Below are 14,319 nucleotides of genomic sequence, written 5' to 3' on the forward strand. Positions count from 1 at the left end.
TTAGAGGATTTCATTCGGTACATCATCTTAGTCACAAACGTCGGGAGGCTGACATGTGCGGAATCGTTGGACTTTTCCTGAAGGACAAGGCGCTGGAGCCGAAGCTCGGCGCGATGCTGTCGGAGATGCTGGTATCGCTCAGCGATCGCGGCCCTGACAGTGCCGGCATCGCCATCTATGGCGCGACATCCGGCAACGAGGCCAAGATCACCATCCAGTCGCCGAAGCCGGAACGCGATTTCCGCGGCCTGGACGCCGAACTCGCGAAGGCCGTCGGAGCGCCGGTGAGCATTGCGGTGAAATCGACGCACGCGGTGGTCAGGACCACGCCGGACAAGGTCGACGCGGCGCGTGAAGCCCTCCAGTCGCTCAGGCCCGACATCCGCATCATGGGCGCCGGCGAAGCGGTGGAAATCTACAAGGAAGTCGGCCTGCCCGAAGCCGTCGTCGATCGCTTCGACGTGCGCAAGATGACCGGCACGCATGGCATCGGTCATACCCGCATGGCGACGGAATCGGCAGTGACGACGATGGGTGCGCATCCTTTCTCGACCGGTGCCGACCAATGCCTTGTGCACAATGGTTCATTGTCGAACCACAACAATGTCCGCCGCGAATTGATCCGCGAAGGCATGAAATTCGAGACCGAGAACGATACCGAAGTGGCGGCCGCTTACCTTTCCTCGCAAATGGCGCATGGCAAGAATCTCGGCGAGGCACTTGAAGGCACGCTGTCCGACCTCGATGGCTTCTTCACCTTCGTCGTCGGCACCAAGAATGGTTTTGGCGTGGTGCGCGATCCGATCGCCTGCAAGCCCGCCGTGATGGCCGAGACCGACCAGTATGTCGCCTTCGGCTCGGAATATCGCGCGCTGACCAAGCTGCCGGGCATAGACAATGCGAGGGTCTGGGAACCGGAGCCCGCAACCGTTTATTTCTGGGAGCATTGAGTTCATGCCGGCAACCTCCAAGGCAACGCGCGACAGCCATGCGCGCGTCTTCGACCTCGACGTCCTGTCGCTGCGCGAACTCAATCAAGCGCTCCACAATCTGGCTCCGGGTTCGAACGAGACGGCGTGGGAAGTGCTCAACCCGAAAGGGAGCCATTCGGTCGCCGTCGGTGTCGACCATCCTGTCAGCATCGATGTGCGCGGCAGCGTCGGCTATTACTGCGGCGGCATGAACTCCGGCAGCGCCATCACCGTGCACGGCTCGGCCGGCCCCGGCGTTGGCGAGAACATGATGTCGGGCTCGATCACCGTCAAAGGCGATGCCAGCCAGTATGCCGGCGCCACCGGCAAGGGCGGGCTGCTGGTCATCGAAGGCAATGCCTCGTCGCGCTGCGGCATCTCGATGAAGGGCATCGACATCGTCGTGCACGGCAATATCGGCCATATGTCGGCCTTCATGGCGCAATCCGGCAACCTCGTTGTCCTGGGCGATGCCGGCGATGCACTGGGCGATTCCATCTACGAGGCGCGGCTCTTCGTGCGCGGCAAGGTCGACAGTCTCGGTGCGGATTGTATCGCCAAGGAGATGCGGCCCGAGCATCTGGAACTGCTGCAAGGCCTGCTCGACCGCGCCGGCGTGACCGGCGTCAACCCGTCGGAGTTCAAGCGCTACGGCTCGGCGCGCACGCTCTACAATTTCAATATCGACAACGCCGACGCGTATTGAGGCAGCATGACCTATCGCAACCCGCCGACGACGCCGCGCAAATCCGCGACCTTCGACGACTACACGCTCTCCGAAATCCGCCGCGCCGCGGCGACCGGCATCTATGATATCAGAGGTGCCGGCGCCAAGCGCAAGCTGCCGCATTTCGATGACCTTCTGTTCCTCGGCGCCTCGATCTCGCGCTACCCGCTGGAAGGCTACCGCGAGCGCTGCGACACATCCGTGGTGCTCGGTTCGCGCCACGCCAAGAAGCCTATCGAACTGAAGATACCGATCACCATTGCCGGCATGAGCTTCGGCTCGCTGTCCGGTCCCGCCAAGGAAGCGCTCGGGCGCGGCGCGACGCTGTCGGGCACCTCGACCACGACCGGCGATGGCGGCATGACAGAGGAAGAGCGCGGCCATTCCAAGCAACTGGTCTATCAGTACCTGCCCTCGCGCTATGGCATGAACCTGCGCGACCTGCGTCGCGCCGATGCGATCGAAGTGGTCGTCGGCCAGGGCGCCAAGCCCGGCGGTGGCGGGATGCTGCTCGGCCAGAAGATTTCCGACCGTGTCGCCGAGATGCGCACGCTGCCCAAAGGCATCGACCAGCGCTCGGCCTCGCGCCACCCCGACTGGACCGGACCGGACGATCTCGAGATCAAGATCCTCGAGCTGCGCGAAATCACCGATTGGGAAAAACCGATCTACGTCAAGGTCGGCGGCGCCCGGCCCTACTACGATACAGCGCTTGCGGTGAAGGCCGGCGCCGATGTCGTCGTGGTCGACGGCATGCAGGGCGGAACGGCTGCAACGCAGGAAGTGTTTATCGAGAATGTCGGCCAGCCGACGCTCGCCTGCATCAGGCCGGCGGTGCAGGCGCTGCAGGATCTCGGCATGCACCGCAAGGTGCAGCTCATCGTCTCAGGCGGCATCCGCAACGGCGCCGATGTGGCCAAGGCGCTGGCGCTCGGCGTCGACGCCGTGTCGATCGGCACCGCGGCACTGGTGGCGCTCGGTGACAACGATCCCCGCTGGGAGGCGGAGTACAACGAACTCGGCACCACATCGGGCGCCTATGACGACTGGCATGAGGGCAAGGACCCTGCCGGCATCACCACGCAGGACCCCGAACTGATGAAGCGGGTCGACCCCGTGGCCGCCGGGCGCCGGTTGGCGAACTATTTGAAGGTGATGACGCTGGAGGCGCAGACCATCGCCCGCGCCTGCGGCAAAAACAGCCTGCACAATCTCGAACCCGAGGACCTCGTCGCATTGACGATCGAGGCTGCCGCCATGGCCGGCGTGCCGCTGGCCGGCACCAACTGGATACCGGGGAAGAACGGCTTCTGATCAACAAAGGGCCGAAGGCCATATGCTTAAGGGCCAACAATCGATAAGAAATGGGGAACTTCAGTGACAGTTGATCTTGCAGAGTTCGCAAGGGCGAAAAACGTCAAATATTTCATGATTTCCTACACTGACCTGTTCAGTGGCCAGCGTGCCAAGCTGGTACCGGCGCAAGCCATCGCCGACATGCAGAAGGACGGTGCCGGCTTTGCCGGGTTCGCCACCTGGCTCGACCTCACGCCGGCGCATCCCGACATGCTGGCGGTGCCGGATCCGGACTCGGTCATCCAGTTGCCATGGAAACCGGAAGTCGCCTGGGTCGCCGCCAACTGCATCATGGACGACAAGGACGTCGACCAGGCGCCGCGCAACACACTGAAGCGGCTGATAGCCGAGGCAGCCGCCGACGGCATGCACGTCAAGACCGGCGTCGAGGCCGAGTTCTTCCTGATCTCGCCGGACGGCAAGACCATCTCCGATGAGTACGACACGGCATCGAAGCCTTGCTATGACCAGCAAGCGGTGATGCGCCGTTACGATGTCATCGCCGAGATCTGCGACCACATGCTGGCGCTCGGCTGGGGCGCTTACCAGAACGACCACGAGGACGCTAACGGCCAATTCGAGATGAACTGGGCGTTCGACGATGCGCTGCCGACCGCGGACAAGCATTCCTTCTTCAAGTTCATGGTCAAGTCGATCGCGGAAAAGCATGGGCTGCGCGCCACTTTCATGCCCAAACCGTTCCAGGGCCTGACCGGCAACGGCTGCCATGCCCACATCTCCGTCTGGGACAAATCGGGCAAGACCAATGTCTTCGCCGACAATTCGATGGAGCTCGGTCTTTCCGCCAAGGGCAAGAACTTCCTTGGCGGCATCATGAAGCACGCTTCGGCGCTCGCCGCGATCACCAACCCGACGGTCAATTCCTATAAGCGCATCAACGCGCCGCGCACCATTTCGGGCGCGACCTGGGCGCCGAACACGGTGACCTGGACCGGCAACAACCGCACCCACATGGTGCGCGTGCCCGGCCCCGGCCGCTTCGAATTGCGCCTCCCGGATGGCGCTGCCAACCCTTATCTGCTGCAGGCGGTCATCATCGCCGCCGGCCTCGACGGCATCCGCTCGAAGGCCGATCCGGGCAAGCGCTACGATATCGACATGTACCAGCATGGCCACACGGTGAAGGGCGCGCCTAAGCTGCCGCTCAACCTGCTCGATGCGTTGCGCGAGTTCGACAAGGACAAATCGCTCAAGGCGGCGCTGGGTGAGGAATTCTCGTCGGCATATCTAAAGCTGAAGCACCAGGAATGGAATTCCTATGCTTCGCATTTCACGCAATGGGAGCGCGACCACACGCTGGACATCTAGAGCATCGGACCGAAAAGTGTGACACGGTTTTCGGCAAAGGCGATGCGTCAAGAAAGTTCCTGTTTGGGGCGAGCGACCTCGGAATGAACGTATGAAATACTCGATCTTCTCGCTCGCCCGCGCCGCTCTTTCCGGCCACAAAAACTGGCAACGCACCTGGCGCGACGCCGCGCCGAAGGACCGCTACGACGTGGTGATCATCGGCGGCGGCGGCCATGGGCTGGCCACCGCCTGGTTCCTGGCCAGCGAATTCGGCATCAAAAATGTCGCGGTGCTGGAAAAGGGCTGGATCGGTTCCGGCAATGCCGGCCGCAACACCACCATCATCCGCTCCAACTACGGCCTGCCCGGCAATACCGGCTTCTACGAATTGTCGATGAAGCTTTGGGAACGGATGGAGCAGGACCTCAACTACAACGCGATGGTCAGCCAGCGCGGCGTCATCAACCTCTACCATTCCGATGCGCAGCGCGACGCCTATGCACGGCGCGGCAACACCATGCGCATCAACGGTATCGACGCCGAACTGCTCGACCTGGCGGCGGTCAAGAAGATGATCCCGTTCCTGAACTTCGACAATGCGCGCTTTCCCGTGCAGGGCGGGCTGCTGCAGCGACGCGGCGGCACGGCGCGGCACGACGCGGTGGTCTGGGGCTACGCCCACGCTGCCAGCGAACTCGGCGTCGACATCATCCAGAATTGCGAAGTCACGGGCTTTGTCAGGGACGGCAACGGCAAGGTGACTGGCGTCGAGACCTCGCGCGGCAGGATCGGCGCCGGCAAGGTCGGCATGGCGGTGGCCGGGTCCTCATCGCGCGTCGCGGCGATGGCTGGCCTGCGGCTGCCGATCGAAAGCCATGTGCTGCAGGCCTTCGTCTCGGAGGCGATCAAGCCGCTCATTCCCGGCGTCATGACGTTTGGCGCCGGCCATTTCTATGTCAGCCAGTCCGACAAGGGCGGGCTGGTCTTCGGCGGCGACATCGACGGCTACAATTCCTATGCCCAGCGCGGCAACATGCCTGTCATGGAAGATGTCTGCGAGGGCGGCATGGCGCTGATGCCGATGATAGGCCGCGTCCGGCTGCTGCGCCAATGGGGCGGCATCATGGATATGTCGATGGATGGCTCGCCGATCATCGACAAGACACCGGTCGACGGGCTCTACCTCAATGCCGGCTGGTGTTATGGCGGCTTCAAGGCGACACCCGGCTCAGGCTTCGTCTTCGCCCATCTGCTTGCTCGCGATGAATCGCACGCCGAGGCCGCCCGCTTCCGGCTCGACCGGTTCCGGTCTGGTGCTGTCATCGACGAAAAGGGCCAGGGCGCCCAACCGAACCTGCACTGAGGACAGTCGAAAAACATGCGTATTGTCTGTCCCTTCTGTGGTGAACGCGAGCTCGGCGAGTTCACCTATCTCGGCGACGCCAAGCCGGTGCGGCCGGCGCCTGGAGCGTCGGAAGATGAGGTCTACGATTACGTCTATCTGCGCGACAACATCGCCGGCGTGATGGATGAGAACTGGTATCATGGCGGCGGCTGCCGGGCCTGGCTGAAGGTCACCCGCAACACGGTGACGCACGAGATTTCGGCGGTTGAACCGGCAGCGGGTGCCGGGGCGAGGCAGGTTGCGAAATGAATATTTCCTGCCAACTCGGCGCCGCCCCTCACCTGCCTGCCGGCATCCTCTCCCCGTATAATGACGGGGAGAGGGGTGCTGCCGTCCCCGCTTTCGCCGATCGCCAGCGCTGCAAGAAGGAAGCCAACTTAGCGGCCAGCCCCCTTCTCCCCGTCACTATACGGGGAGAAGTGCCCGGCAGGGCGATGAGGGGCAGTGCTGCCCTCCGCCATGACATCGAATCGACGAGAGGCTGGACATCGTGACCTCTCAACCCCATCGTCTCACATCCGGCGGTCTCGTCGACCGTTCGGCGCCGCTGAATTTCAGGTTCGACGGCAAGAGCTTCTCCGGTTTCAAAGGCGACACGCTTGCCTCGGCACTGGTTGCCAACGGCGTCAAGCTGGTTGGCCGCTCGTTCAAGTACCATCGCCCGCGCGGCATCCTGACCGCGGGATCGGAAGAACCTAACGCGCTGGTGGAGCTGCGCAGCGGTGCACGGCGCGAGCCGAACACCAAGGCGACGACAGCGGAGCTCTATGAAGGGCTCGACGCCGCCAGCCAGAACCGCTGGCCGTCGCTCGCCTTCGACGTGATGTCGGTCAACCAGCTGTTCGCGCCGATCTTCGTCGCCGGCTTCTACTACAAGACCTTCATGTGGCCGGCGAAGTTCTGGGAAGCGATCTATGAGCCGGCGATCCGCCGCGCCGCGGGTCTCGGCCGTGCAGCCGGCATTGCCGACGCGGATCATTACGACAAGGCCTGGGCGCATTGCGACGTGCTGATCGCCGGGTCCGGCCCGACGGGCCTCGCAGCCGCCCTCGCAGCAGGCCGCAGCGGCGCCCGCGTCATCCTGTGCGAAGAGGACTTTGTTCCCGGCGGGCGCCTGCTTGCCGATGGCGGCATGATCGACGGCATGCCTGCCGACGAATGGATCGCGCGCACGCTCAGTGAGCTTGCCGCCATGCCTGATGTCCGCATCATGACGCGCACGACGCTGTTCGGCGTCTATGATGGCGGCACCTATGGCGCGATCGAGCGTGTCAGCGACCATCTGCCCTCGCCGCCGGAGCACCAGGTGCGCCAGCGGCTATGGCGGATCGTGGCCAAGCGCTGCGTCGTCGCGGCAGGCGCGCTCGAACGGCCAATCGTCTTTGCCGGCAACGACATGCCGGGCGTGATGATGGCGTCCGCCATGCGCAGCTATATCGCACGTTATGCCGCGGCACCGGCCAGACGCATCGCGCTGTTCACCAACAACGAGGACGGCTGGCGCACCGTCGAGGCAGCGCTCGGGGCGGGACTGCAGGTCGCCGCCGTGGTCGACGCGCGCGCCGAAATCTCTTCCGAGCACCGCTCGCTTGCCAGCAAGGGCGGCTTTGCGGTTCTGCATGGCTCCGTCAGCGGCATCGATGGCGGCAAGAATGGCGTGCGCAAGATTTCCGTCTCACTCACCGGCGGCGCGCGTGCCGAAGTGGAAGCCGACGGGCTTGCCGTTTCCGGCGGCTGGAACCCGGCGGTCGGGCTCACCTCCTATCATCGCGGCCGGCCGAAATGGCGCGACGATATCGCCGCCTTCGTGCCCGACGGCGCGCCTCCGGGAATGGTCGCGGCTGGTGCCGCCAACGGCGCCTTCGGGCTTGGCGCCTGCTTGCGCGAAGGATTTGCGGCGGGCGCGGCTGCGGCACGTGATGCCGGACACGGCAATGGCTCAGGCTCCACGCCGGTGGCCGACGACGAAGCCTTTTCACTGGCGCCGCTTTGGCACGTTGCCGGCAAAGGCAAGGCTTTCGTCGACCAGCAGCATGATGTCACCGCATCGGATATCGAGCTGGCGCAGCGCGAAGGGTTCGAATCGGTCGAGCACCTGAAGCGCTACACCACGCTCGGCATGGCGACCGACCAGGGCAAGACCTCGAACGTCGCCGGCCTCGCCATCATGGCGGCGGTCACGGGCAAATCCATTCCCGAGACCGGCACGACAATCTACCGGCCTCCCTATGTGCCGGTCGCCATCGGCGCCTTCGCCGGCCATCATCGCGACGAGAATTTTCACGCCACGCGGCTGACGCCGTCGCATCACTGGGCCGCCGAACAGGGTGCGATCTTCGTCGACACCGGCCTGTGGAAGCGCGCGCAATGGTATCCCCGCGCTGGCGAGAAGGACTGGCTGGAATCGGTGACCCGCGAGGTCAAGGCGGTGCGCTCAGGCGTCGGCTTCTGCGATGTCTCGACGCTGGGCAAGATCGACGTGCATGGCGCGGACGCCGGCGCCTTCCTCGACCGCGTCTACATCAACACCTTCTCCACTCTTGCGGTGGGAAAAGCGCGCTACGGGCTGATGCTGCGCGAGGACGGCATCGTCTATGATGACGGCACCACGTCGCGGCTGGCCGAGGACCACTATTTCCTCACCACCACCACGGCCAAGGCCGGGCTGGTGATGCAGCATCTCGAATTCTGCCGGCAGGTGCTGTTTCCGGAACTCGATGTGCAGTTAACCTCGGTCTCCGACCAGTGGGCGCAATTTTCCATTGCCGGACCCAAAACCCGCGACCTGTTGAAAGAGATCGTCGATCCCTCGGAAGACCTTTCCAACGAAGGGTTCCCCTTCATGGGCGCGCGCCAAGTCGCGTTGCGCGGTGGCGTCAAGGCGCGGCTGTTTCGCATCTCGTTCTCGGGCGAAATGGCGTTCGAGATTTCGGTGCCGGCGCGCTACGGCGAGGCGATGGCGCGCACTCTGATGATTGCGGGCAAGCCGTTCGGCGTGACGCCTTACGGCACCGAGGCACTCGGCGTCATGCGCATCGAAAAGGGTCACGTCGCGGGTCCGGAACTCAGCGGCACGACCACCGCGGCCGATCTCGGCCTCGGCAAGATGATGTCGACCAAGAAGGATTTCATCGGCCGCGTCATGGCCGGACGCGAGGCGCTGATCGCAGCGGATCGGCAGGTCGTCGTCGGCATCAAGCCGACCGACAAGGCCCGGCGCCTGCGTTCCGGCGCGCACATCATTCCGAAGGGGCAGACACCCGGGCCCGACAACGACCAGGGCTACGTCACCTCGGTTTGCTTTTCGCCGACATCAGACCAATGGATCGGGCTTGCACTTGTCGAGCGCGGCCGCGAGCGGTTCGGCGAGATCGTGCATGCGCACGATCCGCTACGCGGCGAGGATTACGATTTGGAACTGTGCAACCCTGTCTTCTATGACCCGGATGGAGGGCGCCAGCGTGGCTGAGTTTTTCTGGGAAACCCGCAGCCCTCTCCACCGCGCACTCGTCGCCGGTCCACACGGCGCGCGAGGCGACGCCGGCGTGACCCTGAGCGAGATCCGCAATTTCGACCTTGTCCAGGTGATGGCGCGGCGCGGCAAGACGGCCGAGATGGCGAGCGCCGCGAACGCGCATTTCGGCGTGACGGCGCCGGAAACACCGAAGACGGCCGCAGCAGCCGAAGCCACGCTCATCTGGTCGGGACCGGATCAGTTCTTCGTGCTGTCGAAAGGCAGACACACGGTGGAGTCGCTGGCCCCGGTTTTCGCGACCTCGGCTTCGCTCTCGGACCAGTCACATGCGCGGGTGTTGATCAGCATTTCCGGCACCAAGGCGCGCGCCCTGCTCGCCAAACTGTCGTCGATCGATCTGTATCCGGCGGCGTTCCCGGTCGGAGCCGCGGCAACCACCTCGATGGATCACACCAGCGTCACGCTGTGGCGCGGCAATGATGCGCCGGACGGACAGGCTGTTTTCACCATTCTGGTGTTTTCGACCTTCGCCGAAAGCCTGTGGCACACGATGCTGGACTCGGCTGCCGAGTATGGTGTCGAGATCGGGCATTCGGAGGACTTGGCGTAGCACTGCGCTTCTTCCCCGCCTTGCCAAACTCCGCTCCGCTGCTATTCTTGCTGCTAAAATAATTTCACGCACAGGCAAACTTGTTTCTCGAACCGCAAGGCTGAGATGAGCCAGTCGCCCTACCCCACCGTGACAGCCGGACCGCCCAGGCCAAGCCTGATCCTGCGGCCTGGCCAGATCGCGCTGCCGGCCGGCATGGAGCGCTATACCGTACAGGGGAATGGCGCGGTGCTGATCGAGGTCGAGGCCGGCGATACGATCACGGTTCGCAACGTCGAGGGAGGCCAGGCCTGCGAGCTGCTGGCTTGGGACAGGTCAGGCGCCAGCGATCCCGGCATTCTCGGTGAAAAATCCAACAGCAATGCCGCCGGCATCAAGGCGCTGCTCACCGAGGGCGACGACAGTCTTTCGGCGGTGCGCCGCGGCCTCGAACGCCGCCAGGTTCAGCTTGGGCAGGCCGAGGCGGTGCGCGTGTTTGGCGGCATGACACCAGCCGGTACCGAGCAGGCATTCACAGTCGCGCGCGACGGCGCGATGCTGATCGCCGCACCCGGCGGTCCGATGCTGGTCGACGGGCACGACACAGCGACGCCGCTCAGGGTCGTCGTGCGGCGCAACACGATCCGCCTGAAAACGAAATCCCGGCTTGCCGATCCATTGGCCGATCCGGTGCTCGATTTGCGCGTTCATTCGGCGACGGCGGAATCGTATTTCGTCAAGGCGGGCGACTATCTGCAGATCATCGATGTCGACGGGCGCCAGTGCACCGACTTCCAGTGTTTCTCGGCCCGCAAGCTGGACAAGGGGCTCGACCGTCCGCTCGACGTCACGACGACGCGCACGCTGATGGGCGCGAGCTATCCGATGCCCGGCCTGCATTCGAAATATTACGACCAGGACATGGAACCGCTGGTTGAGGTGGTGCAGGACACATGCGGCCGGCATGATGCCTTCGCGCTCGCCTGCGCGGCGAAATATTATGACGACATCGGCTATCCCGGCCACACCAACTGCTCGGAGAACTTTAATCGCGCGCTGGACGGCAAGGGCGTCAATCCCCGCGCCGGCTGGATGGCGATCAACTTCTTCTTCAACACGGCGGTCGACGCCCATGGCGTCATGGTGTCGGACGAGCCATGGTCGCGGGCCGGCGACTATGTTCTGCTCAGAGCGCTGACCGACATCGTCTGCGTCTCCTCGGCCTGCCCCGACGACACGACGCCGGCCAATGGCTGGGACCTGACCGACATCCACGTGCGGACCTATTCCGGCCAGCACAAATTCTCGCGAGCGATCGCCAGACGCATGACGCCTGATTCGGAACCGAAAATGACCCGCGAGACAGCTTTCCATTCGAGCTTTGCCAAACACACACGCGACTTCGTCGAGTACAGGGGCTATTGGCTGGCCAATTCGTTCGCCAGGGAAGGCGCCATCGCCGAATATTGGGCCTGCCGGCAGGATGCCGTGATCATGGACCTGTCGCCGCTGCGCAAGTTCGAAGTGACCGGCCCGGATGCCGAAGCGCTGCTGCAATATACGCTGACGCGTGACGTCAAGAAGCTCGGCGTCGGCCAGGTCGTCTACTCCGCCATGTGTTACGAACATGGCGGCATGATCGACGACGGCACGCTTCTGCGGCTCGGCAAGGACAATTTCCGCTGGGTTGGCGGCGACGATCTGTCCGGCGAATGGCTGCGCGAGACGGCGACAAAACTCGGCCTCAACGTGCTGGTGCGCTCGTCCACCGACCAGATGCACAACATCGCCGTGCAGGGACCAAAGAGCCGCGCCATCCTGAAGGAGGTGATCTGGACCTCGCCCGTGCAGCCATCGATCGAGGAACTCGAATGGTTCCGCTTCGCCGTCGCCAGGATCGGCGGCGGCAACGGCATCCCCGTCGTCGTCTCGCGCACCGGCTATACCGGCGAACTCGGCTACGAGATTTGGTGCCATCCGCGCGACGCGCAACAGGTCTTCGACGCGATCTGGGAGGCCGGCCAGCCGCATGGGCTGAAGCCTATGGGCCTGCAGGCGCTCGACATGGTGCGCATCGAGGCCGGACTGATCTTCGCCGGTTACGAATTTTCCGACCAGACCGATCCGTTCGAGGCCGGTATCGGCTTCACCGTGCCGCTGAAGAGCAAGACCGACGATTTCATCGGCCGCGAGGCGTTGATCCGGCGCAAGGATCATCCGCAGACAAAGCTGGTCGGCCTCGACATCGACAGCAATGTCGCCGTCGGCCATGGCGACTGCGTCCATGTCGGCCGCGCCCAGATCGGCATCGTCACGTCGGGCATGCGCTCGCCGGTGCTGAGCAAGAACATCGCGCTGGCGCGGCTCGACGTCGCTCATGCCGCTGTCGGCACGGAGGTCGAGATCGGCAAGCTCGACGGCCACGCCAAGCGGCTGCCGGCTCGGGTCGTGGCCTTTGCCCATTACGATCCGCAAAAGACCAAACCACGTTCCTGACCTGCCCTTTTGGGACTCGCAAAGCGCCCGCCGGCCGCACCGCCGGACGCTTTGATGTTCGCGCGCGCAAGCGTGATGTGCATGGTTTCACAAATCGCTTGACGTGACGGCGCGCCGGATCAATCTTCACTCCTAAGAAAAAAATACGACTGAGTGGAAACACTGCGGCCGGAACGATCATTTGCCGGGGAGTAAGTTTCGCGTAGCCGAGGCATCACTGGCGGGGAACATCGAAAAAGGGGAACTCATCCACATGAGCACAATAAGTACGGTCCTGGACCAGCCTGCCGAAAGCAAGCTGCTCAGGCATATCGACTGGCGCGGCGCCTTCTGGGTGGCGAGTGGCGTTCCGGCGCTGGTCCTGTTCTCGATCGGCGGCATTGCCGGCACGACGGGAAAGCTGGCGTTCCTGATCTGGACGGTCTCCATGATCATGGGCTTCCTGCAATCCTTCACCTATGCCGAGATCGCCGGCCTGTTCCCGAACAAGTCCGGCGGTGCCTCGATCTACGGCGCCACGGCCTGGCTGCGCTACTCCAAGTTCATCGCGCCGCTGTCGGTGTGGTGCAACTGGTTCGCCTGGTCGCCGGTGCTGTCGCTCGGCTGCTCGATCGCCGCCGCCTATATCCTCAATGCACTGGCGCCGGTGCCGCTGTTCACCGAGGCCTCGCCCGATGTCGTCGCCTACATCGCCGCGCACGCCGGAACGGCGCCTGCCGACGCCATCACCGCGGTGACCGCCGCCGCGACGCCGGCGATCCGCAACTGGACGCTGTGGAGCCACACGCTAGGCCCGGTGTCCTTCACGCTCAATGCCACCTTCTTCATCGGCGCGGTGCTGATGCTGATCATCTTCTCGATCCAGCATCGCGGCATTCTGGGCACTGCCAGCGTGCAGAAATATATCGGACTGCTGGTCATTATCCCGATGCTGATCGTCGGCGTGGTGCCGATCTTCACCGGCCAGATCGACTGGTCGAACTTTTCGCCGCTGGTGCCGCTCGCCGCCGCCTATGCACCTGAGCCCGGCTCCTGGAACATCGCCGGCTGGACATTGGCGCTCGGCGGCATGTTCATCGCCGCATGGTCGACCTACGGGTTCGAAACCGCCGTCTGCTACACGTCGGAGTTCAAGAACCCGGGTACCGATACGTTCAAGGCCATCTTCTATTCCGGCCTGCTCTGCATGCTTTTGTTCATCCTGGTGCCCTTCACCTTCCAGGGCGTGCTGGGCTTGAACGGCATGCTGGCAACACCGATCGTCGACGGCTCCGGCGTGGCCGATGCGCTGGCCGGCATGGTCGGCGGAGGCAGGCTTATCCACAGTCTGCTGGTGATGCTGATGATCCTGGCGCTGGTGCTGTGCATCATGACGGCGATGGCCGGCTCGTCGCGCACGCTCTACCAGGGCTCGGTCGACGGCTGGCTGCCCCGTTATCTCAGCCACGTCAACGAGCACGGCGCGCCGACGCGGGCCATGTGGACCGATCTCTGCTTCAATCTGGTCGTGCTGGCGATCGCCTCGGCCGACGCGACGAGCTTCTTCTTCATCCTCGCCGTGTCGAACTGCGGCTACATCATCTTCAATTTCCTCAACCTCAATGCCGGCTGGATCCACCGCATCGACAACGGCCATATCGCACGGCCGTGGAAAGCACCGAGCTGGCTCTTGGGGATCGGGGCGATCTTCGCCTACGTCAACGCGATCTTCATGGGCGCAGGCGCCAAGGTGTGGAACCCGATGGCGCTGTGGGCCGGACTGATCACGGCGGCGCTGATCATCCCGGTGTTCTGCTTCCGCCACTACATCCAGGACAAGGGCAAATTCCCCGACCACATGCTGGCCGATCTCGGCATGGCGGGAGCCGACCTTTCGGTCAAGAAGGCGGGCATGCTGCCCTATCTGACGCTGGTCGCCGGCGTGGCGGTCATGCTCATCGCCAATTGGGTGTTCGTCATCTGATGGTCTGACTGCGGCCTAAATCATTG

General features: G+C 63.9%; 10 protein-coding genes. All 10 read left to right on the forward strand.

The window, feature by feature from the left end; genetic code table 11:
- The first annotated feature begins 53 nt into the window (after positions 1–53).
- The 10 genes from FJW04_RS15580 to FJW04_RS15630 all read left to right on the forward strand — a co-directional run bounded on the left by FJW04_RS15580 (position 54) and on the right by FJW04_RS15630 (position 14,293).
- The gene (locus FJW04_RS15580; RefSeq protein ID WP_015318912.1) at positions 54–950 is read left to right on the forward strand and encodes a glutamine amidotransferase family protein; all 897 of its coding nucleotides are present in this window, start codon (positions 54–56) and stop codon (positions 948–950) included.
- A gap of 4 nt (positions 951–954) precedes the next feature.
- The gene (locus tag FJW04_RS15585) at positions 955–1,677 is read left to right on the forward strand and encodes a GXGXG domain-containing protein (RefSeq protein WP_140715122.1); all 723 of its coding nucleotides are present in this window, start codon (positions 955–957) and stop codon (positions 1,675–1,677) included.
- 6 nt (positions 1,678–1,683) lie between these two features.
- Positions 1,684–3,012, forward strand: coding sequence for an FMN-binding glutamate synthase family protein (locus tag FJW04_RS15590; RefSeq protein WP_015318914.1), 1,329 nt, complete (start codon positions 1,684–1,686; stop codon positions 3,010–3,012).
- A gap of 63 nt (positions 3,013–3,075) precedes the next feature.
- Positions 3,076–4,383, forward strand: a complete 1,308-nt coding sequence (gene glnT / locus FJW04_RS15595) for a type III glutamate--ammonia ligase (RefSeq protein WP_015318915.1) — start codon at positions 3,076–3,078, stop codon at positions 4,381–4,383.
- 91 nt (positions 4,384–4,474) lie between these two features.
- Positions 4,475–5,728 carry a sarcosine oxidase subunit beta family protein gene (locus FJW04_RS15600; protein WP_140715124.1) on the forward strand — a complete coding sequence of 418 codons (1,254 nt, stop codon included), beginning with the start codon at positions 4,475–4,477 and terminating at the stop codon, positions 5,726–5,728.
- Positions 5,729–5,743: 15 nt separating this feature from the next.
- Positions 5,744–6,019, forward strand: coding sequence for a sarcosine oxidase subunit delta (locus tag FJW04_RS15605; protein WP_015318917.1), 276 nt, complete (start codon positions 5,744–5,746; stop codon positions 6,017–6,019).
- Positions 6,020–6,260: 241 nt separating this feature from the next.
- The gene (locus tag FJW04_RS15615; protein WP_181172953.1) at positions 6,261–9,239 is read left to right on the forward strand and encodes a sarcosine oxidase subunit alpha; all 2,979 of its coding nucleotides are present in this window, start codon (positions 6,261–6,263) and stop codon (positions 9,237–9,239) included.
- On the forward strand, positions 9,232–9,855 hold the full coding sequence (locus tag FJW04_RS15620) for a sarcosine oxidase subunit gamma family protein (RefSeq protein WP_140715491.1): 624 nt from the start codon (positions 9,232–9,234) through the stop codon (positions 9,853–9,855). The genes FJW04_RS15615 and FJW04_RS15620 overlap by 8 nt, the downstream gene beginning before the upstream one ends.
- Before the next feature lie 105 nt (positions 9,856–9,960).
- Positions 9,961–12,330 carry an aminomethyltransferase family protein gene (locus FJW04_RS15625; RefSeq protein ID WP_140715128.1) on the forward strand — a complete coding sequence of 790 codons (2,370 nt, stop codon included), beginning with the start codon at positions 9,961–9,963 and terminating at the stop codon, positions 12,328–12,330.
- Positions 12,331–12,583: 253 nt separating this feature from the next.
- The gene (locus tag FJW04_RS15630; RefSeq protein ID WP_015318922.1) at positions 12,584–14,293 is read left to right on the forward strand and encodes an APC family permease; all 1,710 of its coding nucleotides are present in this window, start codon (positions 12,584–12,586) and stop codon (positions 14,291–14,293) included.
- Positions 14,294–14,319: the final 26 nt, after the last annotated feature.

The organism is Mesorhizobium sp. B2-7-3 (genome assembly GCF_006440715.1).
In the GTDB taxonomy this organism is placed as follows: Bacteria; Pseudomonadota; Alphaproteobacteria; order Rhizobiales; family Rhizobiaceae; genus Mesorhizobium; species Mesorhizobium australicum.